This is a genomic window from Streptomyces sp. NPDC057623 (genome assembly GCF_042800355.1).
GTDB lineage: Bacteria > Actinomycetota > Actinomycetes > Streptomycetales > Streptomycetaceae > Streptomyces.
In genome coordinates, this window is the sequence record NZ_JBHVGZ010000007.1 from 24,008 (window position 1) to 50,406 (window position 26,399).

Consider the following 26,399-nt stretch of genomic DNA (forward strand, 5'->3'; position numbering starts at 1 on the left):
CTAGGGTGCGCGCCGATGGACGAACCGATGGGGAGGCTGGGATGGCCGGGACGGACGAGGAGACCGTCGCCGCCGCGGACGATGCGCTCTATGTGCTCACGGCGGTGCTGCTGACGCCGGCGAAGTTTCCGAGCGTGCTGGGCGACGACTATCCGGAGGCCTGTGCGACGCTCGGCCTCGCGCCGCTCGCCGACGGATACGGCCTGGTACTCGGCCAGGACGGCGACGGGGCTCGGTGGACGGTCGTCATCGACGACGTCTCCCTGGTCGCCGTCGCCATCGCCTCCTGGGACTGCGGCATGGAGTACGACCTGTCACCGGACGAACGTACGGTCGTGGCCGCGCTGCCCGGCTGGCCCCTCGCGGTCGCGGTCGCCGCCCCGAATGTGCCTGAGCCGCACGATCCCGACCCCGAGGTGGCGGACGGTCCGCCGTTGACGCCACCGGACACGAGCGTGTGGGGGCCGGCCCAGCGACGCCTGGGCGCCGACGAAATCGCACTGCAGTGGGCGATGTGGCGTGAGCAGATCGACGACACCGACTTCGCGACGGCGGGCGGTGGACCGGCGGACACCGCCGCGGGCGCGGACACGGGCGGGCGCGAGGGCGCAGGGGCCGATACGGGCGAGAAGGACGAGGACCGGGGCGGACATGCGGGTATCCGGCGGGTTCTGGCCGAGGCTCGCGCGTACGTGGACTCACCGCCGCCCCTCGGCCGCGTGAGGTCCTCCTTCGCGCCCGGCGACGCACGGACCCTGCGCGCGGACGGACCCGGCTGGTCGCTCGTCGCCAGGACCGACGACATCGCGTTCGTCCTCCTCGACGACGAGCCCGGCGAGGTCCTGCCGGTGGGCCGCGGACCGGAGCTGCCCGGGCTGCTGGAGGAGCTCGACAAGATGGCCGTACGCCCCAGCTGAGCTGCGCGCTCAACGGCACGCCAACAGGCCCGACGGACCCGTCGGTGTCTGGTGGCCCCATCTGGCGGCGGCGTCCCATGTGGCCCCGACCCATGGATGGCACGGAACCAGGACGGCACTATGAGGCAGCCTTCACGGCTCCGCTCCCTCATGTGTCCGTCCCCGCTGCCAGGAGGCCGTCATGCGCCTGTCCCGAGGTGTTCCGTTCATCGCCGCAATGCTGCTGGCCGGCGCCCTCGGTGGGCCGGGTCCGGTAGCGGCTGCCGCGGCAGTTGACGAGCAGCACTGCGCCCGGCAGGAACACGTACGGGTGCCGGGCGCGGCCTTCCAGCGAAGCGCCTGCCTCGCGGATCTGACGACGGCAGGGCTCGCCGGCACGCCCTACACCGACATGGCCGACCAGGCAGGGCTGACGGCCCGGGGCACCCGGACGCCGACCGGGGTTCCGGGGATTCAGATCGACGGCTATTTCCCTGACTCCTCCCGCTTCAACGCCACCCACGGATGGCGTCATGACGCGCAGTTCGTGATCCGGCTGCCTGACCGCTGGAACGGCAAACTGGTCGTCACCGGAGCCCCCGGTACCCGCAGGCAGTACGCGACGGACACGGCGATCTCCGACCAGGTGCTCGCGTTGGGTTATGCCTACGCCGCGACCGACAAGGGCAACAACGGCGCCGACTTCTACCGCGACGGCAAGCAGCCCGGTGACGCCGTCGCCGAGTGGAACACGCGGACCACTCAGCTCACCCGGGCCGCCCGCAAGGCAGTGGCCCAGCGTTACGGCAACACTCCCCGGCGTACTTACATGACCGGCATCTCCAACGGCGGCTACCTCACCCGCTGGCAGCTGGAGAACCATCCAGAGCTGTACGACGGCGGCGTGGACTGGGAGGGCGCACTGTGGACCGCGAACGGCCCCAACCTGCTCACCTCCTTGCCCACGGCAGTCGCCCGCATGCTCGGCTCCGCACGGGACGAGGATCTGTACGCGGTCGGCTTCGCGCGTGGCTCCGAGTTTCTGTGGCCGTACCACGAGCAGGCCTACTGGGGCGTCACGCAGAAGATCTACCGCGCCGAGTTCGACCCTGCCTACGACCCCGGCTGCCCCGGTACGTCCACCGGGACGACGCCGGAGCAGATCCTGGCACCGTGCGCGTCCGACGCCTCGTACGACTACGCGTCGCGCCCGTCGTCCGTCCACCGCGCCGTGGCCCGCGTCGCCCTGACCGGGCGCATCGGACGACCGCTGCTCACGCTGCATGGCGACCTGGACGCGCTGCTGCCGAAGGCGGCCGACTCGGACGTGTACGCGCGCATGGTCGACGCGAGCGGTCGGGGCCCGCTGCACCGCTATTTCACGATCGCGGGCGGCACCCACGTCGACGGCCTGTACGACACCCATCCGGATCGACTGCGGCCGATCCTGCCTTGCTACCGCTCGGCCTTCGACGCCCTGGTCTCCTGGGTGGAGCGAGGCACCCGACCGCCCGCGGACCGGACCGTCGGCAGGCCCGCGAGCGGCGATGTGGTCAACTCCTGCTCTCTGTCCACCCCGGTCGCGCGGGCGGCCGGGTGAGGGTCAGCGACCGAGTTCCTTGCGCGAGACGCGGCGCAGCCTGCGCCGCTGTGACGGGTCGAGCGTGAGGTACGCGGCGGCCGGGACTCCCAGGACTATCAGGAGCGCGGCCCACCAGGGCAGCCAGATCAACAGGATGAGACCGGCCGCCACACCTCCTGCGGCGATCTTCGCGTTCTTCGACATGTGCGTCGCCTCCTTCGCGGCCACTGCCGCTCTCTGACCTGAAAACGGGTCCGCGCTTCCCACGGTTCCGGATCGCGACCCTGAGACGACCCTGAGGTGCGGCCCCTACTGGGCCCGCGAGATCCGGTGCCCGCCGATGTGCGGTCGATTCGCCGGGCCCCGCGCAGCCGGGCTACACACTGGGGGACATACCCCGACAACCAGAGAGTGACCCAGATCACGGAGCTGGCACGCCCGACGAGCACAGGAGTGCTGTACCCTCGGCCACTCCACCCGGGTAGTCAAATTTGAGGAGTGCTGCAGAGCTGTGCCGAGGCTTCCCGACGCAACACCGTCCGAAATCTCCGAACTGGCCTCCTGCTGTGCCGTCTTCGTCCCCGGTGATCCCGCCCGTACCGGCCGGGTCGCCTTCTGGCGAGCGGACGGCGGCGCGGTTCCACTCATCGCGTCCGGATCCGTGGAGGAGCTGGCCGTCGCGCTGCCCGGCGACGAGGGTGTCGAGCTGGTGCGCGTGCCGGCCGTTCTGCTCCCGGTGCGTGCCGCTCTGCCGGTGCTCACGCGCGCGCGTACGTCCGCGCAGTCGCACCGAGCGGGCGTCTTCTGGGGCGCGGCCGCCGTGCTGGCCCTTCAGCTCGTGGCACGTGGACTGCTGTTGCCCGGCCTCTCGGAGGACGACCACGATGCCTGGCGCGCCGGTCCCCTGCGACCTCAGGACGTCGAACACCTCCGCGCCCTCGCCGCCGCGATGCCGCCCGAAGCGCACGCCCTTCCGCTGAACGGCACGCAGCCACCGCGGTTGCCCGATCCGGAGCGGCTGCTGCGCGCCTTCCTGGACGCGGTCGCCGACGCCCTTCCCCGCTCCCCGGCGGCGGCGCTCGTGACGGGCGGGCCCGCCTTTGCCGCGCAGGAGCCGCAGCATGTGCCCGATCAGCGCGCGTGGGCCGCGGATGTCGCGGCCGGCCACGACGCGGGCGTACGGCTGTCGCTGCGGCTCGAGGTCCCCGGCCTCGCCGCCGAGACGCGCGACGATGCGCCGCTGTCGTTCCGGGCGGTGCTACAGGTGCACAGCGTGAGTGACCCGACACTCGTCGCGGACGCCGCCGACGTGTGGGCGGGATCCGGCGCCTTCGGCCCACGCGCGCGGATGGACGCCCTCCTGGCCCTGCGCCGCGCCGCCCGCGCCTGGACGCCGCTCACGCCGCTGCTCTCCGCCGCGGTGCCGGATGCGGTGGAACTGGCCGACGACGAGGTGACCGACCTCCTTCAAGAGGGCACTCGGACCCTCGCCGGGGCCGGCGTCGACGTCCACTGGCCCAAGGAGCTGGCCCACAACCTGACCGCCCGCGCGGTGATCGGTCCGCCGGACGAGGAGTCCACGCCCGACAGGGCCTTCTCCGACACGCCGTCGTTCCTGTCCGCGGACGCGCTGCTCGTCTTCAACTGGTCGTTCGCACTGGGCGACGAGCGGCTCACACGCGAGGAGCTCGACCGGCTCGCCGAGACGAACCGCCCCATGGTGCGGCTGCGCGACCAGTGGGTCCTCGTCGATCCGCAGGAGGTACGGCGCGCCCGCGCGCAGCAGGACCGCAAGGTGACGGCCATCGACGCGCTCGGCGCCGCGCTGACAGGCTCCACGGAGGTCGACGGCCGCCAGGTCGAGGTGCGGCCCACCGGCTGGCTGGCGGCGCTGCGCGAGCGGCTCGCGGACCCCGAGGGCCAGGAGCCGGTGGGTCAGCCGGCCGCCCTCACCGCCACGCTGCGGGACTACCAGCGGCGGGGCCTGAGCTGGCTGGCCCGGATGACGTCCCTGGGCCTGGGCTGCTGCCTGGCCGACGACATGGGCCTCGGCAAGACGATCACCCTGATCGCGCTGCATCTTCACCGACAGTCCGACGCCTCGTCCGCCGGTCCGACGCTGGTGGTGTGTCCGACGTCCCTGATGGGCAACTGGCAGCGCGAGATCGAGAAGTTCGCGCCCGGCACGCGCGTGCACCGCTTCCACGGGTCCCGGCGTGATCTGGCCTCCGTGACGGACGGGGAGTTCGTCCTCACCACGTACGGCACGATGCGCCTGGACGCACGCCGCCTGGCCGAGGTGCCTTGGGGCATGGTCGTGGCGGACGAGGCCCAGCACGTGAAGAACCCGTACTCGGCGACCGCGCGGGAACTGCGCTCCATCGGCGCACGCGCGCGCGTGGCCCTCACCGGCACCCCGGTCGAGAACAACCTGTCGGAGCTCTGGGCGATCCTCGACTGGACGACGCCCGGACTGCTGGGCCGCCTGGGCACCTTCCGCGCGCGTTACGCCCAGGTCGTCGAGAGCGGCCAGGACCCGGCCGCCGCCGAGCGCCTCACCCGGCTGGTACGGCCGTTCCTGCTGCGCCGACGCAAGTCGGATCCCGGGATCGCGCCGGAGCTCCCTCCGAAGACGGAGACCGATCGTGCCGTGTACCTCACCACCGAACAGGCGGGTCTGTACGAGGCCGTGGTCCGCGAGACGCTCGCGGAGATCGCCGGGGCCGACAGCATGGCCCGGCGCGGTCTGATCGTAAAGCTCCTGACGGGCCTGAAGCAGATCTGCAACCACCCCGCGCAGTTCCTCAAGGAGGAGCGCCCGACGATCGCCGGGCGCTCGGGAAAGCTCGAGCTGCTGGACGAGTTGCTCGACACGATCCTCTCCGAGGGGGCGAGCGTCCTGGTCTTCACGCAGTACGTGCGCATGGGACGCCTCATCGAACAGCACCTGGCCGCTCGCGGTGTGCCCTCGCAGTTCCTGCACGGCGGAACACCCATCACCGAACGCGAGACCTTGGTGCGGCGCTTCCAGAACGGTGAAGTGCCCGTCTTCCTGTTGTCGTTGAAGGCCGCGGGCACCGGCCTGAACCTCACCCGCGCCGAACATGTCGTGCACTACGACCGATGGTGGAACCCCGCCGTCGAGGCACAGGCCACCGACCGTGCGTACCGCATCGGCCAGACCCGGCCCGTTCAGGTGCACCGGCTGATCGCCGAAGGAACCATCGAGGACCGGATCGCCGACATGATCAGCCGCAAACGGGAACTGGCCGACGCGGTGCTAGGCGCAGGCGAGGCGGCACTGACCGAGCTGACGGACGCGGAGCTGGCCGATCTGGTGGAACTGCGAGGGGGCGCCCGATGACTCGACACGACGGTGACATGGAGCGCACGTTCGCCGCGCTGCCGCCCGCGCAAGGACGCGGGTTCGCCCGGACCTGGTGGGGCCAGGCCTGGCTGAAGGCACTGGAGGAGACGGCGCTGGATGCCGGACAGCTCAAGGCGGGCCGCAGGCTGGCGCGGGCGGGAGCGGTCGGTGCGGTGTCCGTGCGCCCGGGGCGTATCACGGCCGTCGTCCAGGGCCGCGACCGTACGGCGCACCGGGCCGACGTGTTGCTGGAGGAGCTGACCGCCGAACAGTGGGACCGTCTCCTGGACATGGCGGTCGAGCGCGCGGGGTACGTGGCGGCTCTGCTGGACCGCGACATGCCGCCGCACCTGGTGGAGGACGCGGCCGCCACAGGCATCGAACTGCTGCCGGGCATGGGTGATCTGGAACCGGAGTGCGGCTGCGATGCCTGGGACCACTGCGGGCACACAGCGGCCCTCTGCTACCAGGTGGCACGCTTGTTGGACCAGGACCCCTTCGTCCTGCTGCTGATGCGCGGACGGGGCGAACGTGACCTCCTGGACGACCTCCAGGCCCGCAGCACCGCCGCCCCCGTAGACACACCGTCCGAACCGTCCGCGTCGCCCGAACCGGAGGGCGTGGACGCCGCGGAGGCCTACGCGACCGGCTCCATCCTGCCGCCGTTGCCCGCCCTGCCCGAGCTGCCGGCCGAGCCGGGGGTACCGCCGTCCCTGGACACCGAGACGCCTCCCGCACCCGGCGTCGCCCCGGCTGCCCTGGAGTTCCTGGCTGCCCGGACAGCCTCGGAAGCACACCACCTGCTGGCGGAAGCCCTGCGGACGGGTCCACGTTCGCACGTCACCGAAGCGGAGCTGACGCTCGACCAGGATGCGGTACGCCTCGCCGCGGGCGCCCCCGGCGCCGACGTCGTGGAGCGGCTGGCAGAGGGATCGGGACGCGACCGGGAACGGCTGGAGATCGCCGTACGCGCCTGGCACCTGGGCGGTGTCGCCGCGCTCCGCGTACTCGAGGAGGAGTGGACCGTAGTCGGCGAAACGCTCGCACGCGCGCGTGCCTCTCTGGAGTCGGCCTGGGACGAGGACGAACGACCGTCGCTTCGGGCGGAGGGCAACCGGTGGACGGTCGTCGGCGCGCCGAGGCAACTGCGCCTGGGGCGGGACGGACGCTGGTGGCCGTACCGCAGGGAACGGAGCCGCTGGGTGCCCGCTGGAGGCCCCGCGCAGGATCCGGCAACCGCGTTGGCGTCGGCGGACGTTGCGCCCGAGGAGGCGCCGCGGTGAGCCTCGCAGGGCGGCCCCGGCCAAGGTGACCGGCGACGGTCCGGTCCGCCCTCTCGCGGGACGTCACTTCGGGGGGCGGGGGCTCGGGGGACGCCGGGCTCGAGGATCGTCGGCTCGACGAGCGCCCCCACCGACAAGGCCGCGCGCCTGCACCTGGTTCGCCTGGACCGTGCCACCGACAGTGGAAACCTCGGTGATCTACGTACGGTTGCCGCGCGGGGTCTGACGCCGCCCCGGCCGTCGCCTCGAAACGCCCGGCACGCGTGCGTGGCTGTCAAGGAGCGGCACGCACGTGTGCCGCTCCACCAACGAGCTCGGCCCCCCGGCCCGTGACTACGGCAACTCGTCCGCCAGTGACGGGAAGAGCGATTCGACATCGCTGGGAAAGCCGCTCGGCAGCTCCGTGGGGAACCCCGACGGCAGTGATGTCGGCAGTTCGCTGGGCAGTTTGGTGGGCAGCTCGGTCGGGATGCTGAAGGACGGCCGGGGTGAGCTGCTCGTACTCTCGGCGGGCGGATTCCCGTCGGACGAATCATCGCTCCCCGACGCGATCAGGACCACCGCTACGACAACGCCGACGGCCACGATCACGGCGAGCAGAACGAACAGCGGATTCCGTCGTCGCCTCGGTCCGCCGCCTCCGCCGGACGGCTCCGGCGGGGGCCAACCACCGTACGTGGGCGGGCCGTTGACCCCCGGTGGGGGACCGTAGCCTCCGGACGGGGGACCGTAGCCCCCGGGAGGCGGTCCGAAGCCACCCCCTCCTGGAGGCGGCGTGTCACCCGGTGGTCCTGGCGGCTGGGGCGGTACGGGCGGCATGGCCATACGTCAAGGGTCGCCTCGTAGCGGTCAGGACGCGACCCCTTCGCGGGAGTTGATACGGGCCCATGCCAGGGACCACATGGTTCCGGAACACTGTGCGCGAAGTTCGGTCCACTGACCGGACCGCGTGTGACGGTGAACTGATCCTCGGCGCCCGAGGCGGCGGGTGGTCACACGCGGTCCGGCACGTGCGCGTGGCCGTCAGCCGCGGGCCCCCAGCAGATGGTCCATAGCCAGCTGGTCGAGGCGCTCGAAGGCCATCCCGCGCGCGGCGGCCGCCTCGACGTCGAACTCCTCGAAGGCCGCGCGGTCCGCGAGGAGCGCCTTGAGGCCGTCCGCGGCCGTGGGCTGTGCCAGCTCGTCCAGGCGCGAGGCACGCAGGGCCTCCTGGACCTCCGGGTCGGCGCGGAAGGCGGCCGAACGCTCCTTGAGGATGAGGTAGTTGCGCATGCAGCCCGCGGCCGACGCCCACACGCCGTCGAGGTCCTCGGTCCGCGGCGGCTTGAAGTCGAAGTGGCGGGGCCCGGCGTAACCGGCGCTCTCCAGGAGGTCGACCAGCCAGAAGGCGGAGCGCAGGTCGCCGGCGCCGAAGCGCAGGTCCTGGTCGTACTTGATGCCGGACTGGCCGTTGAGGTCGATGTGGAACAGCTTGCCCGCCCACAGCGCCTGCGCGATGCCGTGCGGGAAGTTGAGCCCGGCCATCTGCTCGTGGCCGACCTCGGGGTTGACGCCGTACAGCTCGGGGCGCTCCAGGCGCTCGATGAACGCCAGGGCGTGGCCGACGGTGGGCAGCAGGATGTCGCCGCGCGGCTCGTTCGGCTTGGGCTCGATCGCGAACCTCAGGTCGTACCCCTGGGAGGTCACGTACTCGCCGAGGAGGTCGAAGGCCTCCTTCATGCGGTCCAGAGCGACGCGCACGTCCTTGGCGGCGCCCGACTCGGCGCCCTCGCGGCCGCCCCAGGCGACATACGTCTCGGCGCCCAGCTCGGCCGCCAGGTCGATGTTGCGGATCGTCTTGCGCAGGGCGTAGCGGCGCACGTCGCGGTCATTGGCGGTGAACGCGCCGTCCTTGAAGACGGGGTGGGTGAAGAGGTTGGTGGTGGCCATCGGCACCTTCATGCCGGTCGCGTCGAGGGCCTCACGGAAGCGCTTGATGTGCGCCTCGCGCTCGGTGTCGGAGGACCCGAAGGGGATCAGGTCGTCGTCGTGGAAGGTGACGCCGTGGGCGCCGAGTTCGGCCAGGCGCCGCACCGTCTCGACCGGGTCGAGGGCACGGCGGGTGGCGTCGCCGAAGGGGTCCCGCCCCTGCCAGCCGACGGTCCACAGGCCGAACGTGAACCTGTCCTCGGGGGTGGGCTGGTAGCTCATGCCGCGGCTCCTTGCTTGCTGACGACTGCTTGCACGACTCGCTACGACTATTTCGTCATGGCGGTTTACAAATTAGTATGCGCACGCGTCCCTGGGAAGGGACAAGATGTCCCCGAAGGGGTGAGGTCCGGGTCGTGACACTCCGGGCACCCTCGAAACAGCAGGTCAGATCCCGTAGAGCCGCGGAAAAGGGAGAGCCCGATGTCAGCAGCCGAGGGTCCGCTCGTCGTCGGCGTGGACACGTCCACCCAGTCCACCAAGGCCCTGGTCGTCGACACGTCGACCGGGCAGGTCGTCGCGAGCGGCCAGGCACCGCACACCGTGTCCTCCGGGGCCGGCCGCGAGAGCGACCCGCGCCAGTGGTGGGACGCCCTGTGTGAGGCGCTGCGCCAGTGCGGTGACGCCGCGCACGAGGCGGCCGCGGTGTCGATCGGCGGACAGCAGCACGGCCTGGTCACGCTGGACGAGCGGGGCGATCCGGTCCGTCCGGCACTGCTGTGGAACGACGTGCGCTCGGCTCCGCAGGGCCGACGGCTGACCGAGGAACTGGGCGGCGCGAAGTTCTGGGCCGAGCGCACGGGCTCCGTCCCGGCCGCCTCCTTCACCGTGACGAAGTGGGCCTGGCTGGCCGAGAACGAGCCGGAGTCCGTCCGGGCCACCAAGGCCGTACGCCTCCCCCACGACTACCTCACCGAACGCCTCACCGGGCAGGGCACCACCGACCGCGGCGACGCCTCCGGTACGGGCTGGTGGGCGTCGGGAACGGAGTCGTACGACGAGGAGATCCTCGCGCACGTGGGGCTCGACCCGGCGATGCTGCCCCGCGTGGTCCGCTCCGGCGAGGTGGCGGGCACCGTGCGCGACAGCCACGACCTGCCGTTCTCCAAGGGCACCCTGGTCGCCCCCGGCACCGGGGACAACGCCGCCGCCGCGCTGGGTCTCGGGCTGCTTCCCGGCATGCCGGTGCTGAGCCTCGGCACGTCGGGCACGGTGTACGCGGTGTCGAAGCGGCGGCCCGCCGACCCGACCGGCACCGTGGCGGGCTTCGCCGACGCGCACGGCGACTGGCTGCCGCTGGCCTGCACCCTGAACTGCACGCTCGCCGTCGACCGCCTCGCGACCCTGCTGGGCCTGGACCGCGAGGCCGTGGAACCCACCACCGGCCTCACGCTCCTGCCCTACCTGGACGGCGAGCGCACCCCGAACCTGCCGAACGCATCCGGTCTGCTGCACGGCCTGCGCCACGACACGACCGCCGGCCAGCTGCTTCAGGCCGCCTACGACGGTGCCGTCCACGCGCTGCTCGGCGCCCTGGACCTGGTCCTGGACGAGGACGCGGACCGTTCGGCGCCGCTGCTGCTGATCGGTGGCGGCGCCCGGGGCGCGGCCTGGCAGCAGACCGTACGACGGCTGTCGGGGCGCCCGGTGCAGGTCCCCGAGGCCAAGGAGCTGGTCGCGCTGGGCGCGGCGGCCCAGGCGGCCGGCCTGCTGACCGGCGAGGATCCGGCGGCGGTGGCCCGGCGTTGGAACACCACGCGGGGGCCGGTGCTCGACGCGGTGCAGCGGGACGAGGAGACGCTGGCCAGGATCAGCGGGGTACTCTCCGACGCGGCCCCGCTGCTGGAGCGGAGCCCCGAGGCGCACTGAGGACTGACGGAGGCATGACCGCACCGCTGCACGAGGCCCACCCTTCCGGATCCGGGCGCGCGCTGCCCAACACCCAGCAGGGCATGCGCCGCCGCAACCTCGCCAAGGTGATGCACACCGTCAGCGCCGAGGGTCCGCTCTCGCGTGCCGCCGTCGCCTCCCGCATCGGGCTGACCCGTGCGGCGGTGTCCACCCTCGTCGACGAGCTGATCCGCTCGGGACTCCTGGAGGAACTCGGTCCCGAGCGGCCCGGCCGGGTGGGCCGCCCCGGGTCGGCGCTGGCCGTCAGCGGGCACGGTCCGGCCGGGATCGGGGCGGAGATCGGCGTCGACCATCTCGCCGTCTGCGCGGTCGACCTGCGCGGAGAGGTGCGTTCCAGGGCGGTGCGGCACGGCGCGAACCGGGGCCGGGCCCCGGAACCGGTGATCGAGGAACTCGGCGAGCTGGTCCGCCGGGTCGTCGCCGAGGCCGAGCGCAAGGGGCTGTGGCCCGCCGGCCTGGCGGTCGCCGTGCCGGGTCTGGTGGCACGGGACGCCCGCACGGTCGTACGTGCCCCGAACCTCGACTGGCGCGACAGGGACCTCGGCGAGCTGCTGCTCGTGGACTTCCCGCTGACGGTGGGCAACGAGGCCAACTTCGGCGCGCTCGCCGAACTCTGGCTCGGCGAGAGCACCCCGCGTGACTTCCTGCACGTTTCGGCGGAGATCGGCATCGGTGCGGCGGTCGTGGTGGACGGGGGCCTGCTGCGTGGGACGCATGGTTTCGCCGGCGAGTTGGGGCACGTGCCGGTCCAGCCGGACGGACCTGAGTGTCCGTGCGGGGGACACGGGTGCCTGGAGCAGTACGCCGGCGAGGAGGCGGTGCTGCGAGCGGCCGGACTGGAACCTGGTGAGGACCGCGTCGGGCTGCTCGCCGGCCGGGCCGTCGAGGGCGACGAGGACGTACGGCGGGCCCTGCGCGACGCCGGAACGGCGCTCGGCATCGCGCTGACCGGCGCGGTCAATCTGCTGGACCCGGAGAGCGTGGTGCTGGGCGGCGCGCTGGCCGGGCTCGCACCGTGGCTGCTGCCCTCGCTGGAGGCCGAGCTGGACCGGCGCACCGCCGGGCCCGCCTGCCCGGTGTCCGTGTCCCGGCTGGGCCCGGAGGGGCCGCTGCTGGGGGCCGCCCACTCGGTGGTGCGTAGCGTGCTGGACGATCCGGTGGCGGTCGCGGAACGCGCCTGACTGCGGACGCGGAACCTGCCTGGTTCCGGGCGCGGAACGTGCCTGGTTCCGGGCGGGGAAACCTCTGGTTCCGGGCGCGGGAAGCGTCCGGTTGCGGGACGGCCAAGCAACGCAGGCTGCCCGCCTGGCGAGGCTCGGAACGGGTCCGGCCGCGAACGGAACGGGCTTGATTCCAGAACGAGTTCACTCGCGTGAGTGAGCGAGTTATCCACAATCTCTCGGCTGTCCACCGAACCTCGGCTCGCGCTTCTGCCCAACCCGTCGGCGCCGTACCGTGATTCACGCGAGGCGCAGCTGTCGTGTCACGGCGACACGGGGCGCATCGCCGGAACGAGGGGGAATCACATGTCGGGGAAACGGCTGGGCGGACAGCGGCACGGGCTGCGGCGCGACGCGAACGGGCTCCGGGCAGACCTATCCGGGACCCATGGCCGAGACCACCCGTGTCCCTCTCGGCGTCCCCTCCCCCACCGGCCTTCCGCAGAACGGAGTTGTGCAGCGATGAGCGACCCCCGGATCCTCACCGTGCGACCCGAGCCCGGCGAGTACGCCTGGACGTTCGGCGGCGCACCGCCCGTGGCGCGCGTCGCGCCCGGCACGGTTCTCGACGTGTACACGGAGGACTGCTTCGCCGGACGGGTGCGGTCGGAGAAGGACCTGGTGTCCGAGGTGTGCGAGTTCCCCTTCCTCAACCCGCAGACCGGCCCCTTCCACATCGAGGGGGCCGAGCCGGGTGACACCGTCGCCGTGCACTTCGTGTCGGTCGAACCGGCCCGGGACTGGGCCGCGTCGACCACGGTCCCGCTGTTCGGCGCCCTCACCTCGACGCACAGCACGGCCACCCTGCAACCGCCCCTCCCGGAGACGGTGTGGATCTGGCAGCTCGACCGGAGTCGCCGTACGGCGTTGTTCCGGGCGCACGACAGTGACATCGAGATCGATCTGCCCATGGACCCGATGCACGGCACGGTGGGGGTGGCTCCCGCCAATCTGGAGGTGCGCTCGGCCCTGGTGCCCGACGCGCACGGCGGGAACATGGACACACCCGAGATGCGGGCGGGCGTCACCTGCTATCTCGGGGTGAACGTCGAGGGCGCACTGCTCAGCCTCGGCGACGGGCACGCCCGGCAGGGAGAGGGCGAGACCTGTGGCGTCGCCGTCGAGTGCGCGATGAACACCGTGGTGATCGTCGAGCTGCTCAAGGGGCTCGCCACACCCTGGCCCCGCATCGAGTCGGACACACACATCATCTCGACGGGCTCGGCCCGACCGCTGGAGGACGCGTTCCGGATATCCCAGCTCGACCTGGTCCAGTGGCTGGTGCGGGACTACGGGTTCAGTGAGCTCGACGCGTACCAGTTCGCGACCCAGGCCGTCGAGTCGCCGCTGGCCAACGTCTGCGACACCAACTACACGTGCGTGGCGAAGATCCGCAAGCAGTGGCTGCCGGCGCGTGAGACACACCGCGCAGTGCATGCGCGACTGCGGGAAACGGCGGCGACGCTGCGCTGAGCCTGCCACCGACCTCACCCCTGAAAGGCAATTGCCCTCTTGCAACGCGAAAGACCCAACCGCCCCAGCCGACGGCGGCTTCTCCAAGGCACCGCGCTCGCCGCCGTCCCCTATGCCCTGCTCCCCGAGTGGCGAGCTGGCGCCCATGTCCCGGGACCGGACTACCCGCTCGCCGAGTGGCGGCCTGCGAGCAACGCGAACTACACGGCGGCGAACCGCCCTGCGACCCATCCGATCGACCGGGTGATCATCCACATGACACAGACCACCTACACCAAGACGCTGCTCCTCTTCGAGAGTCCCAGGAAGAAGGTGTCCGCCCACTATGTCGTCCGGTCGGCAGACGGACACACGTCCCAGTGCGTTCGCGAGTCGGACATCGCCTGGCACGCCGGGGACTGGGACCACAACACGCGGAGCATCGGCATCGAACACGAGGGCTGGGTGCACCGTTCCGTCTACTTCACCGACGTCATGTATGAGGCGTCCGCCCGGCTCACGGCGGCCATCTGCACCAGGTACGGCATACCGAAGGACCGCGCGCACATCATCGGGCACTACGAGGTGCCGGGCACCGACCACACCGATCCCGGCCCGCACTGGGACTGGACGCGCTACATACGACTGGTCAACGCCGTCTGAGGGTGCGCAGGATCCGAGCAGCCGCACCGGGGTGCCCATCGTTTCGGGTGAGCCGGGTCGAAGAGGTTGTCCGCGTGGGCACCCGGAGTGACGATGTCCCCAGCCGCATCGCCTTCCGGGGAGGCCGAGTTGAGCGATCCATGGGTGGCCCTGGAGGCGGGGGCCGACCCTGCCGAGCGTGTACGGGTGCTGCGTCGTGCGCATGAGACGTTCACCGAGGTGGGGACCGTGCCGAAGCCCGTGCGTGCCGTGGTGGCCGACTCGTGGCGGCGTTCCGCGCGGGCCGGGGTGGGACCGGACGGGACGGCGAGCGTGGAGCTCGCGGACAGCGATCTCGGCGCCTATCGCGCCGAGCATCCGCTGGCACGGGTGATGCCGCTGTTCCGGGAGCTGCTGGGCACGTTCGCCGCCGACGGTGAGCATCTGCTCGCCGTGTGCGACGCGCACGGCAGGCTGCTGTGGGTCGAGGGCCACGCGACGACCCGACGGAAGGCGGGAGGGATGAACTTCGTGCCGGGTGCGCGATGGGCGGAGACCGCCGTCGGAACGAACGCGCCGGGTACGGCGGTCGCCGTGGACCGGCCGGTGCAGGTGTTCGCGGCCGAGCACTTCATCCGCCGGGTGCAGCCCTGGACCTGTGCTGCCGCGCCGGTGCACGATCCGCGCACCGGGCGGGTGCTCGGTGCGGTGGACATCACCGGCGGAGACGGACTCGCGCATCCGCACAGCCTGGGGTTCGTACAGGCGGTCGCCCGTGCGGCGGAATCCCACCTGGCGCTGCTCGCTCCGCAGTTGCCCGCCATCGACGCGCCCGAGCTGTGCGCCCTGGGCCGCGACGAGGCGCGGCTGCTCATCGACGGCCGCAAGGTGAGACTCAGTCGCCGGCACAGCGAGATCCTGGTGCTGCTGGCCCGCCACCCGGAAGGGCTGACGGGTGACGAGTTGCTGTGCGCGCTGTACGAGGACGAGTCGGTGACGCCCGTGACCCTGCGCGCGGAGTTGGCCCGCCTGCGCCGGATCCTCGGACCCGGGCTGTTCGGCTCGCGGCCCTACCGGCTCACGGTGCCGGTCGAGTCGGATGTGGCGGTCGTCGAACGTCGTCTGGAGACCGGCGCGGTCACCGTAGCGGCCACGGCCTACGCCGGCCCGCTGCTGCCGGGCTCCCAGGCGCCGGCGGTGGTGCGGCTCAGGCGCCGGCTCGCCGACGGTCTCCGCACGGCGCTGATCGCCCGCCGCGATCCCGACCTGCTGGCCGACTGGGCGCACACGCCGTGGGGCGAGGACGACCTCGACGTGTGGCGGGCGCTCGCCGCGGTGCGCCCGACGTCGGCGGTGCGGTCGCGGCTGGCCGCGCTGGAGTGCGAGCTGTCGGCACCGCCATCCGCCTGGCAGCGCCGCCCGGAGTACTGACCGGACCCCCGGCCCGCGCAACGTACTTGCAACCTCGCCGTGCCTAGCCTCGCGGCGAGAGCTGCCCAACGGCGGGCAGCGCTTCTTCGGGAGGCAGAGCAGTATGACCCGTTACGCGGCGCCCGGCACCGAGGGCGCGATCGTCTCCTACCAGGCGCGCTACGACCACTTCATCGGCGGTGAGTACGTGCCGCCGATCCGGGGGCAGTACTTCGAGAACCCGTCGCCGGTGAACGGGCAGCCGTTCACCGAGATCGCGCGGGGCACGGCGGAGGACGTGGAGCGGGCGCTCGACGCGGCGCACGCGGCCGCCCCCGCGTGGGGCCGGACCTCGGTGACCGAGCGCGCCGACATACTGCTCAAGATCGCCGACCGCATGGAAGCGAACCTGGAGCGGCTTGCCGTCGCCGAGAGCTGGGAGAACGGCAAGCCGGTACGCGAGACGCTGGCCGCCGACATTCCGCTGGCCATCGACCACTTCCGCTACTTCGCGGGCGCGATCAGGGCACAGGAGGGCTCGCTCGGCGAGGTCGACGACGACACGGTGGCGTACCACTTCCACGAGCCGCTCGGCGTGGTCGCACAGATCATCCCGTGGAACTTCCCGATCCTCATGGCGACATGGAAGCTCGCCCCGGCGCTGGCCGCGGGCAACGCGGTCGTGCTCAAGCCCGCGGAGCAGACCCCGGCGTCCATCCACTACTGGCTCAGCCTGGTCGCCGACCTGTTGCCACCGGGGGTCCTCAACATCGTCAACGGCTTCGGCGTGGAGGCGGGCAAGCCGCTGGCCTCCAGCTCCAGGGTGGCCAAAGTGGCGTTCACCGGCGAGACCACGACCGGCCGGTTGATCATGCAGTACGCCTCGGAGAACATCACCCCGGTCACCCTCGAACTGGGCGGCAAGTCACCGAACATCTTCTTCGACGACGTCTGGGCGGCCGACGACGAGTTCCGGGACAAGGCGCTCGAGGGCTTCACGATGTTCGCGCTCAACCAGGGCGAGGTCTGCACTTGCCCGTCGCGAGGGCTGGTGCAGCGCGGACGGTACGCCGAGTTCATGGAGGCGGCGGTCGCCCGGACCGAGCAGATCAAGAGCGGTCACCCGCTCGACACGGACACGATGATCGGCGCGCAGGCCTCCAACGACCAGCTGGAGAAGATCCTTTCCTACCTGGACATCGGCCGGCAGGAGGGCGCCCGGGTCCTCACCGGTGGCGAACGTATCGAGCACGACGGCGAGTTGAAGGGCGGCTACTACGTCCAGCCGACGATCTTCGAGGGTGACAACCGCATGCGGATCTTCCAGGAGGAGATCTTCGGCCCGGTCGTCTCGGTGACGTCCTTCGACGACTTCGACGACGCCATCAAGATCGCCAACGACACGCTGTACGGGCTCGGCGCGGGCGTGTGGACACGGGACATCAACACGGCGTACCGGGCGGGCCGCGCCATCCAGGCCGGCCGGGTGTGGACGAACTGCTACCACGCGTACCCGGCGCACGCGGCGTTCGGCGGCTACAAGGGTTCCGGCATCGGGCGGGAGACGCACAAGGTGATGCTGGAGCACTATCAGCAGACGAAGAACCTCCTGGTGTCGTACTCGCCGACGAAGCTGGGCTTCTTCTAGCGGCACGCCAGCGGCACGAGAGAGGGCGCCTGACCAGGGGAAGTTCGCGGCAGGCGCCCTTCGCGTCCTTCAGCTGGAGCTGGGGCGACCACATCGCCCCCGCCCTGCTCCTGGACGACGACCGCACCACGCTCTCCGTCAAGATCGCCACGGGCTATGTCAACGAGCACGGGACCGGGCTCTACCACCTGGTCGCGGCGGGCTCGGTGATGTACATCGTGCCCGTGCTCGCGCTCTTCTTGATCCTGCAACGCGGTTTCGTCGCGGGCACGGCCACGTCCGGACTGAAGTGAACGGCTCGCCCCTTCCCAGGGGCCCACGAAGGGGCGTCTGATCCGTGTCCCCGGTCGGCCCGACGTCCGTCGGTCCGACCGGTTCCCACCGCGCGCCCGCACGCCTCACCCCCGCGCGTTCGTCGACCGGGCATGCGGTTGACTGAGGCCGGCAGGGAACGACCGGCACGGAACTCATGGGGGCCACTCGGTGACGAGCACCGACACACCGTTGACACCGGACGCAGCGTGGTTGGAGGAACGGCTGGGCGAAGGATCGCTCTGGCGACCGGACGAGGCCGCTCTCCCGGTCGAGCTCACCGACGCCGAGTCGAGGGAGTTCCTGCTCACGGTCGGCTTTCCCGCCGTCCACCTCGGCGTCGTGGGGATCGACACCAGGCACCTGCGCACAGCGGACGGGCTGCAGCCGCTCGACGCCGACGAGATCTACGGCAACCGCTACCCCGACGACGACTCGCCGCCCGAGAACTTCGCCCTCACCGTGGCCGTCGCGGGCGACCAGCATCTGATGCTCGACGCGGCGGACGGCGGCATCACCCACTACGACCCCAACGGCTGGGACCACGGTGCCGGTTGGAAGGGACCCGCCGCCGAGTCCCTTCCCCGTCTGGCCGTGCTCCTCGCGCTGATCGCCGAGTCGAGCACCGCCCTGGACTCGGAGGACGACACCGTACGCGCGGCCGCCGTCAACGGTCTGCGCCGGCGCATGACCGACCACGACTCGTACGTCGAGGACTCCGAGTTCTGGGACGAGATCTTCGAGCTGTTCGACTGAGCTCACCGAACCCGAAAGGTGATCCGCAGCGCCCGCGGGCCCGGCCCTCCGGTGCTGCGCAGCACCGCCTCGCCCGGGCTCGCGGCGCGGATGTCCCAGGCGCGGAAGCCCGGATCGCTCTCGTAGTCGACCGGTACGAGGACGATCGCCGTGCCGTCGACGGCGGGGGTGGCCGCTCGCCAACGGCCCGACAGACGCAGCTGGGTGGCGTCGCCGAGGGGGAGGGTCACGGTGCGGCCCGTGTCCTTCTGGGTGAGGACTGCCGGGGCGGGCGGCACCGGAGTCGCGGGGGCCGGGGTGGGAGCGGCGGTAGGGGTGGGAGTGGCGGTAGGAGTGGGAGCGGGGGTGGCCGTACGGGTCGGCGGGGCCGGGCGGTTCGGTTCGGGGGTGTCGGTGCACGCGGCCGCCGCCACCCCGAGGAGCAGGGCGGCGGCGGCGCGCGGAAGAAGCGTCATCCGTGTCATACGAGTGGGATGTTGATGCAGGTCAAAATGGCCGCCTGGGCCTTGATCTGCTGTGTCGTCGCGTTGGGGTCGAGGCGTACCTTCTCGGCGTTCTGGACTGCCTCCAGGAAGGGGGTGTCCGCCTTCAGGTCGCTGTCGGTGTCGACGAGTTCGTTCGGCTCGAAGGCTCCGTTGGCGAAGTTCAGCCAGGCGGCGAGCAGTTGGCGGTCCAGGGAACGCTTGGGATCCAGGAGCAGGTTGAGAAAGAGGACGTCCGCGGCCTTGGCCTGAGTGGACACGTCGACCTTCTCGGAGAACACCGCGCTCGCGTGCTGGACGATCTTCAGATAGCAGTCCAGGGTCTTCTTGCCGAGCCCGGTGAGGTCGCCGGTCAGGTACTTGACGTACCAGAGATCGGCGAGCAGCGACAGCGGGGCATTGCCCTGGACGATGACGGGGATCCCGTCGGTCCCCGTACCGCCGTCGTCGTCACGTGCCGTGAAGGACAGGTCGTACAGGCACGGCTTGGCGTACGTGTGGGCCTGGGTGTCCGCCAGGTCGCGCGGCTGGACGCTGGGGCTGCGGGCGGGGTCGGGGTCCGGCGGGTTGACGAGCGAGGTGGTCGTGGTGGCCGGTGTCCCGTCGCCCCACGCCCAGCTCATGGTCTCGTCGTCGCTGCCGGGGTCGGTGACCCGGGCGCTGTACCGCTTCTCCTCGCCCGCGTGGACGACGAGTGTCCGCCCGCCCGCGAGCTGCACGGCACCGCTCTTGTCGACGGCGGCGGTCGGGTCGACGTTGGCGACGGCGATCTCGGCCTCGCGGCAGGTGGTGGTGTCGTCGTCGCTGCCGCAGATCTCCACGGTGAAGGTGCCGTTGTCGCCGAAGACGAGCTCGCGGCTGAAGGTGAGGGTGGCGTCCGGACGGTCGTTCTCCAGCTGTCCCGGCAGGGGGACGGGCTTGCCGTCGCCGGGGGCGATGGTGGCGGTGAGCGGGTCGAGCCAGCCCGGGTCGGTGACCGTGCCGGTGACGGTGAGCCTGCCGCCCTCCTCACGCGGGCCCTGGACGGTGAAGGCCACCGTGGGCGCCACGTTGGTCACGGTCACGGTCGCCGTGTCGGTGTCGGCCCCGGCGGCGTTGCCGACACGCAGGCCGACGGTGTACGTGCCGTCCTGGCCGACCCGGTCGAAGAGCGGGCTGACGCCGGTCGCGTCGTCGTAGGCGCCGTCGCCGTCGAAGTCCCAGCTGTAGGTGCCGCCGCCACCGGGGACGGTGGATCCGCTCGCGTCGAGCCGTACGTCGGCGCCTTCCCTGGTGGTGTACGGCCCGCCCGCGTCGGCGGTGGGTCGGCAGCTCGCGGGGTAGTCCGTCGCCGGGTCGGCCTGGTTCTGGCTCGGTGAGGTGGCGCTCGCTCCCATGCCTCGGCCGGCGAACACGCCCCACAGCAGGCACTGGTTGGCGCCGCCGTGGTTGGCCCGGTCGGCGGCGAGGATGCCGTCGCGGGCGTCCAGGAAGTCGGGTGAGGACGGCGTCAGCTTCATGCCGTCGACCATCAGCTGCTCGTGCCGCTGCTTTCCGGTGGCGTAGCCGTACGCGCCGACGAGCGCGGTGCGCATGTCCCACATGGCCGTGGCCCAGATCTCGCCGTCGGAGTGCACTTGGCAGCCGCCGGAGCAGAGGTCGGCGTAGGTGAGGTCGCTGTCGTCGTACGCGACGCTGCGGATGCCGGTGGGCCGGCCGTTGTTGTACTCGCCGTACACCGGGTCGTTCCACAGCGAGGTGGCCACCGCGTCGCTCCAGCCCTCGCCGAGCGCGCCGGTCTGCTCGCCGTCGCCCATGTCGCCGCCGCCGACGAGCCGGTTGGACAGGCCGTGGCTGTACTCATGGGCGATGGTGTCACCGTTCATGGCCCGGTGGATGTTGTGGTTGCCGCACGAGGCACGTCCGACGAAGAGACGCATGGTCCCGTTCTGGCCGTCGTCGGGCGTGCTGAAGTTGGCGTTGCAGGCGGAGCTTCCGTTGGCGTCGAAGTCGACGTAGACGTCGACGCGGTCGCCGCCGGAGCCGCCGCCTCCGAGGTTGTCCTCCTGGAAGTTGCCCGACGCCTCGTCGAAGCCGAGTCCGTAGAGGTGGTCGTGCATGCGGTTGGTGTAGTAGAACGCCTGGGTGACCACCGCGTCCCGGTCGGTGGTGAGGTCGGTGCCGCCACTGGTGCGGAAGGCGTCCGTGAAGGTGTAGTCGAAGTGCTGGTACGCCGGGTCGCCGGCGGCCGGTGTCTGGGGCTGGTGGCCCAGCGTCTCGTCGCCGTCGGGGTCCTGGGAGACTGCGGCGTTGTTGCCGGTGGTGACCCGGCCGGTGACCCAGGAACGGCCGAGGCCGCTGAAGGGGACGGTCGTCGCGCTGCCGAGGGTGGGGTTCTGGCCGGTGAAGACCCGGCCCTCGGGGCCCTCGTTGCTGGTGAGGTCGGTGCGCAGGAGGACGGTGCCGTTCCCGGCGTCGACGACGGTGTCGTACAGGTGGTTGTTGTCGGCGGTGAGGGTGGTCCGCCAGGCCGGGCGGGCGGTGCCGTCGGCGAGCGGGAAGGTGACCCTCGTGGCGGTGGCGCTGTCGGGCGGGGTGTCGGTGCCGACGGAGGCCGCGGCCCGGTCCAGCGCGTCGCCCTGGTCGAGGGCGACCGTCCCGGTGGCGCGGGCGTCCGGGACGAGGCTGCCGGTGACGGTGAGGATACGGCCGGCCTTGTCGACGGCGACCGAGAGGCGGGCGTCGTGGACGGGGACGCCCCGGTCGCTCTGGCCGATGAAGACATGCCGTACGCCGTTGTGCCCGGTGCGGTACGACTTGACGACGGCGAGGGCGTCCAACTCGCCGGCGGAGAGACCGTAGAGGTCCGCGTGGTCGCGTACGTGGTCCAGTGCGAGGGTGCGCGGGTCGGCGCCGCTGGTGGCGGTGAGGGCGTTGCGGCCCTGCGGGGCGAGCCGCTTCGGCGTACCGAACCGGCTCCAGCGGATCGCCGTGCCGTCGAGTTCCTGTGCGGCGCGCAGCTGCCCGGCCGTGGGCGCGACGCGCTGGTCACCGCGTACGTCGATGTTCGGGTACGGCATGTCCGGCTGGTCCTGGGCCGGTCTCTGCCGCGTCTGTGGACGTTCGGCGGCGGTGGCGGGCGACGGTGTGACCGTGACCGCCGGAAGTGCGAGCAGAACCGCTCCGATGAGCAGTGATCTGGCGCGCTTCGGTAAGCGTGTGGATGGCATGCCCTCTCCCCCGTTCGTCGGCTTCCTGACAGCGAACCGGAGCACACCGTACGTGCGCATGACAATCCGGCGAAAGAGTGCATGCCGCGCCGCGAAGGTGCTCGGCGTTTCGGCCACCGACGTTCCGGGCCCGGTCCTTGCGTGGCAAGGGTCCGTGCGCCGCACATGGCGCGGCGCGCGCGGATCCCGGAGTTTCGGATCCGACTGAAACACATGTGTTCGATACCGGCCGCGGCGTCGTTGTCCCGGTCATCAGCAGCCGTCCCCCAAGTCGGCGTCGGAGGTGCCCAGTTGCCGGTCGTCCCGGCGCCGGGGCGACCGGCCCTCCTGCCCACCCAGCCTTCCGTACGGATGGAGGATTCGTGACCACACCGGCTGTCACCACCACCACCGCAGCCCTGCTCGTCAACGATGAGCGTCACTACCTGCTGCACCTGCGCGACGCCAACAAGAACATCGGCAGGGCCGGGCAGTGGTCCCTGCCCGGCGGACATCCCGAACCCGGCGAGCCTCTCGACGCCACGATCACCCGGGAGCTCCTGGAAGAGGCGGACCTGCGCGTGCCCGGCCTGACCCCGCTCGCCGTCATCGAGGACACCGACGCGGACGACCGGCCCACCGGCCGGGTCCTGGTGTACGTCGGGACCTGGAACGGCGACCCCGCCCAACTGCCCCTCACCGAGGGGATCATGCTGCGCTGGACCGACCCGGAGCAGATCCCGTGTCTGACCATGGACCCCGGGACCACGGCGGTCATCCGCCACCACCAGCAGTTGGAGCAGGGGCCGGGCCGGCAACCGGGGCAGCGGCGGCAAGGGCCGCGTGCCCGTGAGCGCGGTGCCGGGCGTCTGCCGGTGCTGCGCATGCGGAGCACCGGCACGAAGACGGTCCCGAACGTCATCGGCGTCCACCTGTACCTGGAACGGGACGGGGAGGTCCTGCTGGGGCTGCGGCACCCCGACTCCGCCTACGCGCCCTTGGAACACCACTTCCTGGCCGGTCACTGCGAGCGGGAGTCGGCCGTCGCCTGTCTGGTGCGGGAAGCGTGGGAGGAGGCCGGTCTGGTGATCAGGGCCGAGGACGTCGACCTCGTCCACGTCGTGCACCTCGTCGACGCCCCCGGCGCCCCGCCGCGCCTCCAGTTGGTCTTCCGGGCCGGCCGGCGGCAGGGCGAACCACAGCTGCGGGAGCCGGACAAGTGCGTCAGCTGGGGCTGGTGGCCCGTCGACGCCCTGCCGGAGCCGACCGTCGGCTACACCCGCGCCGCCATCGACGCCATCCGGCACGGACGCCCCTACACCGAGCTCGGCTGGGGCACCCAGCCGCAGACAGACGCAGCCCAGCCGTCCCGTGCCCCGGAAGGTGAAGGATGAGCGGACAGGCCACCGGCAGGCGGTACACGGTTCCGGTCGACGTGCACCTGATCCTGCTGCGGGACAGCCCGAAGGGCCAACAGGTGCTGCTGTCGCGGCGGGCCGGCGACGTCTACGCGGCGGGCATGTGGCATCTGCCGTCGGGCCACCTGGACGGACCGCACGAGGACGTCGTCGAGGGCGGGATCCGGGAACAGGCCGAGGAGACGGGCCTGCTCAGCGACCGGGCGGACATCCGCGCGGCGGTCACCGTTCATCACCGCGCCCCGTCCGGACCCGCCCGCGTCGGCATCTTCCTGGTGGTGCTGGACTGGCAGGGCGAGCCCCGCATCCTGGAAGCCGACCGGTGCGACGGGATGGACTGGTTCTGCTGGGACGGGCTGCCGGAGCCGATGGTGGCCTACTGCCGGGCCGGACTCGACGCCTACCGTGCCGGGGCGCGCCTGGCCGTGCACTTCCAGCAGCCCGGCGATCCCATCGCTCACGATCCGGCCCACGGCCCTGCCCGGGACCGACTGCGTATCGTGCCCGACTGCCCCGCGACCGTTGGCGTGAAGCCGCCGGACGACGCTGTACGGGCCTTCGCCGAGCGCGCGGTGGGGCGGATCGACAGCTGGGCGGACATGTCATCGACGGGCGGGACCAGCCGCGTATGGCGGGCCTCCCGTGCCTCCGGCGGCACCTGGTATGTCAAGCAGCACCAGAGCGCCGGGTCCCACCGGCGGGAGGTGTACGCCTGCCGCCACTGGGCCGCGGCCCTCGGACCCCACGCCCCGCGGCTGGTCGCCGCCGACCCGGAGCACCGGACGCTGGTGCTCACCCGTCTGCCCGGACGCCGCCTGCACGGCCTGGTCCTGCCCGTCGACGTGGAGTGCGAGGTCCACCGCCAGGTCGGTGAACTCACCGCCCGCTACCACCAGGCCGCCGACGCCGTCCCGGCCCCGCCGCCCGGCCCGGGCGAACTCCTCCGCCATCTGGAGGTCGCCCGGCCGCTGCTGGCCCCCGGCGACGAGGACCTCGTCCTCCGCCTCGGCGACCTGCGCGACACCCTGCCCCGGGCCGAGCACGTGCCGACCCTGGGCGCCTTGCGGCCGCGCACCATCCTCGTCGACGCCGTCGACGCCCCCGGCACCCCCGTCCGGACCGGGTTGATCGACTTCGAGCACAGCCAACTCGGCCCCGCAGTACGCGACTTCGTCCGCCTCACGGACACCTGGCTGGGCCGGCCCGACCTCCGTGAGGCGTTCTTCGCCGGCTACGGCCGCCCGCTCACCGACGACGAACGGCAACGCCTGCGGTGCGAGGCGGCGCTGGACGCCGTCAGCGGCATCGCCCAGGGCCGCGCCCTCCAGGACCCTGAGCTCGTCGAACGCGGGCGCCGAACCCTGCGCGCCGTGCGCAGCGACACCCTCGTCTGATCACGCCGGTCGACCGGACAAGGAGCGCCGGCCCGACAGAACTCACTTATGTGCTGCGGGCTCCAGAGCGAGTTGGCACGATGGTGATCTCACAAGCCGGGGTGGACCCGAGCCGGACGGAAGAGGCTATCCATGAGCCAGGAACCGCAGCCTCAGCTCGTCGCCACCGGCGGCGCCGGCGACGCTGACGACCTTGAGCGCCGTGTACGGAGCGGGAGCCCCGGCGCGCGGGAGCTGGACAAGATCACGGCGGCGCACGCGGCGGACGGCGGGGTACGGCACCGGCTCTGGCTGGATGAGGAGAACGGCGCGCTGCTGTTCCTGGAGCGTGCGGCTTCCGGTGACGGCACGGCCGGCGAGCTGAAGTCGCGGCGGATCCCGCTGCGCTCCGCGGCCTGCACCCGCGTGCTGACCGATCTGACAGCAGCCGTGCTGGAGCGGCTGGCCGGGCCGGCGGACGGCTACCGCGGCCGGCCCGAGGCCGATCGCGACATCGGCGCGCTCGTGCAGCTGTTCCGCGTACAGCTTGCCCGGATGCGGACCGAGCACTCCGACCCCGCGGACCTGGTCACGGCGATCCACGCCCAGGTGGAGGGGGCGCGCGACGAGCAACAGGCGGCCCGGCGCGAAGCGTTCCTCGGCTGGCATCTGGAACGGGCCTACGGCGACGACCGGGACGGCCATGAACGGGCGGAACGGGACCTGGGGTACGACATCGAACTGGGCGTCAACACCCACCTGGATTCCGAGTTCGTCTCCCGGACCATCACGGCCTGGTCCTCGTACCGGCACGGAATTCGCAGCGCGGTCCCCCGGCCCGAGCTGGACCGGGTGCCCGACGAGAAGCGGCGTGGGCGAAGAGACCTGCACTGGTACTACGAGTTCCGGACCCTGGGACGGCACCTGACCGAGCGTCAGGTACTCGAACTGCGTGCGGAGCTGCCCCGGGCGGACGTCACCTCCGATTCGCTCGTGCTCGACCAGTGGTCCGACCTCACCGAGCACCCCGTCTTCGGTGCTGCCGGCAAGATCGTCTCCCGGTACTTCGACGCCGGTCTCCACTTCCGCCAAGCAGGATCCCGCACACTGTGGCTGCGGCTCCCGGCCGGGCTCGCCCCCCGGATCGCTCCCTACGAGGACGGGTCCGGGTCGGGCGTGCGGACCACGATCGTCGGTGACGAACTCGTGCTGGAACTCCACCGGCAGGAGGAGGACGGCGCGGGCACCTATCTGTACGACGATCCGCGCCCGTGGCTGGAGGAACTACTGCCCCTGCGCGACGACCTGGCCGCGGGGGACGTCCGTGCGCCGGCCATCGCCCGGCGGGCCGCCGACGAGGAGGGGTACCGCGACCCCAGTGCCCCGGAGCGACCGCCCGTTCCGGACGGGCTGGACGAGGACGAGCTGACCCCACAACTGCACGCGCTTGTCCGGCTGCTCGAAGAGATTCCCTGATCGACAGCGCGCGGC

The 26,399-nt window shown here is 71.8% G+C and carries 19 protein-coding genes; 14 read left to right on the forward strand and 5 right to left on the reverse strand.

Translation table 11 applies throughout. The features are described 5' to 3' along the window. Positions 1 to 41: 41 nt before the first annotated feature. Positions 42 to 917, forward strand: a complete 876-nt coding sequence (locus tag ACFU95_RS10000) for a hypothetical protein (RefSeq protein WP_383824428.1) — start codon at positions 42 to 44, stop codon at positions 915 to 917. Positions 918 to 1,098: 181 nt separating this feature from the next. After that, a complete protein-coding gene (locus tag ACFU95_RS10005) occupies positions 1,099 to 2,496 on the forward strand; it encodes a tannase/feruloyl esterase family alpha/beta hydrolase (RefSeq protein ID WP_383824431.1) in 1,398 nt (465 codons plus the stop codon). A 3-nt stretch (positions 2,497 to 2,499) separates the two neighbouring features. On the opposite strand, the gene ACFU95_RS10010 is transcribed toward ACFU95_RS10005, so the two are convergent. After that, entirely contained in the window at positions 2,500 to 2,682 is a 183-nt protein-coding gene (locus ACFU95_RS10010; protein ID WP_030047209.1) for a hypothetical protein, read from the reverse strand. A 307-nt stretch (positions 2,683 to 2,989) separates the two neighbouring features. Here ACFU95_RS10010 and ACFU95_RS10015 point away from each other — a divergent pair, with 307 nt between their 5' ends. Further along, a complete protein-coding gene (locus ACFU95_RS10015) occupies positions 2,990 to 5,842 on the forward strand; it encodes an SNF2-related protein (RefSeq protein ID WP_383824434.1) in 2,853 nt (950 codons plus the stop codon). Beyond that, positions 5,839 to 7,128: an SWF or SNF family helicase gene (locus ACFU95_RS10020; RefSeq protein ID WP_383824437.1), complete on the forward strand. Its 1,290-nt coding sequence runs from the start codon at positions 5,839 to 5,841 to the stop codon at positions 7,126 to 7,128. Before ACFU95_RS10015 ends, ACFU95_RS10020 begins: the two co-directional genes overlap by 4 nt. Positions 7,129 to 7,461: 333 nt before the next feature. Here ACFU95_RS10020 and ACFU95_RS10025 read toward each other — a convergent pair whose 3' ends face one another. After that, complete coding sequence (locus tag ACFU95_RS10025; protein WP_383824440.1) at positions 7,462 to 7,713, reverse strand: hypothetical protein; 252 nt, start codon at positions 7,711 to 7,713, stop codon at positions 7,462 to 7,464. Between the two features lie 438 nt (positions 7,714 to 8,151). Then, positions 8,152 to 9,318: a xylose isomerase gene (gene xylA, locus ACFU95_RS10030; RefSeq protein ID WP_383824443.1), complete on the reverse strand. Its 1,167-nt coding sequence runs from the start codon at positions 9,316 to 9,318 to the stop codon at positions 8,152 to 8,154. A gap of 201 nt (positions 9,319 to 9,519) precedes the next feature. Here xylA and xylB point away from each other — a divergent pair, with 201 nt between their 5' ends. The 7 genes from xylB to ACFU95_RS10065 all read left to right on the forward strand — a co-directional run bounded on the left by xylB (position 9,520) and on the right by ACFU95_RS10065 (position 18,447). Next, positions 9,520 to 10,965 (forward strand): xylulokinase, encoded by a 1,446-nt coding sequence (gene xylB, locus ACFU95_RS10035; protein ID WP_383824446.1) that lies wholly within the window; start codon positions 9,520 to 9,522, stop codon positions 10,963 to 10,965. A 14-nt stretch (positions 10,966 to 10,979) separates the two neighbouring features. Continuing rightward, positions 10,980 to 12,188 (forward strand): ROK family protein, encoded by a 1,209-nt coding sequence (locus ACFU95_RS10040; RefSeq protein WP_383824449.1) that lies wholly within the window; start codon positions 10,980 to 10,982, stop codon positions 12,186 to 12,188. Between the two features lie 501 nt (positions 12,189 to 12,689). Continuing rightward, entirely contained in the window at positions 12,690 to 13,700 is a 1,011-nt protein-coding gene (locus tag ACFU95_RS10045) for an acetamidase/formamidase family protein (RefSeq protein ID WP_383824452.1), read from the forward strand. A gap of 39 nt (positions 13,701 to 13,739) precedes the next feature. Continuing rightward, positions 13,740 to 14,342 (forward strand): N-acetylmuramoyl-L-alanine amidase, encoded by a 603-nt coding sequence (locus ACFU95_RS10050; RefSeq protein WP_383824455.1) that lies wholly within the window; start codon positions 13,740 to 13,742, stop codon positions 14,340 to 14,342. A gap of 93 nt (positions 14,343 to 14,435) precedes the next feature. Further along, on the forward strand, positions 14,436 to 15,752 hold the full coding sequence (locus ACFU95_RS10055; protein WP_383824458.1) for a GAF domain-containing protein: 1,317 nt from the start codon (positions 14,436 to 14,438) through the stop codon (positions 15,750 to 15,752). A 103-nt stretch (positions 15,753 to 15,855) separates the two neighbouring features. Further along, positions 15,856 to 17,379: an aldehyde dehydrogenase gene (adh, locus tag ACFU95_RS10060; RefSeq protein ID WP_383824461.1), complete on the forward strand. Its 1,524-nt coding sequence runs from the start codon at positions 15,856 to 15,858 to the stop codon at positions 17,377 to 17,379. 483 nt (positions 17,380 to 17,862) lie between these two features. Next, positions 17,863 to 18,447, forward strand: a complete 585-nt coding sequence (locus ACFU95_RS10065; protein WP_383824464.1) for an SUKH-4 family immunity protein — start codon at positions 17,863 to 17,865, stop codon at positions 18,445 to 18,447. Positions 18,448 to 18,449: 2 nt separating this feature from the next. Here ACFU95_RS10065 and ACFU95_RS10070 read toward each other — a convergent pair whose 3' ends face one another. Together ACFU95_RS10070 and ACFU95_RS10075 are read right to left on the reverse strand one after the other, a co-directional pair. After that, on the reverse strand, positions 18,450 to 18,902 hold the full coding sequence (locus ACFU95_RS10070; RefSeq protein ID WP_383824467.1) for a hypothetical protein: 453 nt from the start codon (positions 18,900 to 18,902) through the stop codon (positions 18,450 to 18,452). Between the two features lie 5 nt (positions 18,903 to 18,907). Continuing rightward, positions 18,908 to 21,988, reverse strand: a complete 3,081-nt coding sequence (locus ACFU95_RS10075; protein WP_383824470.1) for a M36 family metallopeptidase — start codon at positions 21,986 to 21,988, stop codon at positions 18,908 to 18,910. Between the two features lie 512 nt (positions 21,989 to 22,500). Between ACFU95_RS10075 and ACFU95_RS10080 the strand changes: the two genes are divergently transcribed. From ACFU95_RS10080 to ACFU95_RS10090, 3 genes are all read left to right on the forward strand, one after another. Further along, positions 22,501 to 23,511 carry an NUDIX domain-containing protein gene (locus ACFU95_RS10080; RefSeq protein ID WP_383824472.1) on the forward strand — a complete coding sequence of 337 codons (1,011 nt, stop codon included), beginning with the start codon at positions 22,501 to 22,503 and terminating at the stop codon, positions 23,509 to 23,511. Further along, positions 23,508 to 24,929 (forward strand): phosphotransferase, encoded by a 1,422-nt coding sequence (locus ACFU95_RS10085; RefSeq protein WP_383824475.1) that lies wholly within the window; start codon positions 23,508 to 23,510, stop codon positions 24,927 to 24,929. The genes ACFU95_RS10080 and ACFU95_RS10085 overlap by 4 nt, the downstream gene beginning before the upstream one ends. 132 nt (positions 24,930 to 25,061) lie before the next feature. Further along, complete coding sequence (locus ACFU95_RS10090; RefSeq protein WP_383824477.1) at positions 25,062 to 26,384, forward strand: hypothetical protein; 1,323 nt, start codon at positions 25,062 to 25,064, stop codon at positions 26,382 to 26,384. The last annotated feature ends 15 nt before the right edge of the window (positions 26,385 to 26,399 follow it).

Bases quoted from the DNA above. Each gene is read 5' to 3' on its own strand.
- ACFU95_RS10000 (WP_383824428.1), top strand. From the start codon at position 42: ATGGCCGGGACGGACGAGGAGACCGTCGCCGCCGCGGACGATGCGCTC.
- ACFU95_RS10005 (WP_383824431.1), top strand. From the start codon at position 1,099: ATGCGCCTGTCCCGAGGTGTTCCGTTCATCGCCGCAATGCTGCTGGCC.
- ACFU95_RS10010 (WP_030047209.1), bottom strand. From the start codon at position 2,682: ATGTCGAAGAACGCGAAGATCGCCGCAGGAGGTGTGGCGGCCGGTCTC.
- ACFU95_RS10020 (WP_383824437.1), top strand. From the start codon at position 5,839: ATGACTCGACACGACGGTGACATGGAGCGCACGTTCGCCGCGCTGCCG.
- xylA (WP_383824443.1), bottom strand. From the start codon at position 9,318: ATGAGCTACCAGCCCACCCCCGAGGACAGGTTCACGTTCGGCCTGTGG.
- xylB (WP_383824446.1), top strand. From the start codon at position 9,520: ATGTCAGCAGCCGAGGGTCCGCTCGTCGTCGGCGTGGACACGTCCACC.
- ACFU95_RS10040 (WP_383824449.1), top strand. From the start codon at position 10,980: ATGACCGCACCGCTGCACGAGGCCCACCCTTCCGGATCCGGGCGCGCG.
- ACFU95_RS10045 (WP_383824452.1), top strand. From the start codon at position 12,690: ATGAGCGACCCCCGGATCCTCACCGTGCGACCCGAGCCCGGCGAGTAC.
- ACFU95_RS10055 (WP_383824458.1), top strand. From the start codon at position 14,436: ATGTCCCCAGCCGCATCGCCTTCCGGGGAGGCCGAGTTGAGCGATCCA.
- adh (WP_383824461.1), top strand. From the start codon at position 15,856: ATGACCCGTTACGCGGCGCCCGGCACCGAGGGCGCGATCGTCTCCTAC.
- ACFU95_RS10070 (WP_383824467.1), bottom strand. From the start codon at position 18,902: ATGACGCTTCTTCCGCGCGCCGCCGCCGCCCTGCTCCTCGGGGTGGCG.
- ACFU95_RS10075 (WP_383824470.1), bottom strand. From the start codon at position 21,988: ATGCCGTACCCGAACATCGACGTACGCGGTGACCAGCGCGTCGCGCCC.
- ACFU95_RS10085 (WP_383824475.1), top strand. From the start codon at position 23,508: ATGAGCGGACAGGCCACCGGCAGGCGGTACACGGTTCCGGTCGACGTG.
- ACFU95_RS10090 (WP_383824477.1), top strand. From the start codon at position 25,062: ATGAGCCAGGAACCGCAGCCTCAGCTCGTCGCCACCGGCGGCGCCGGC.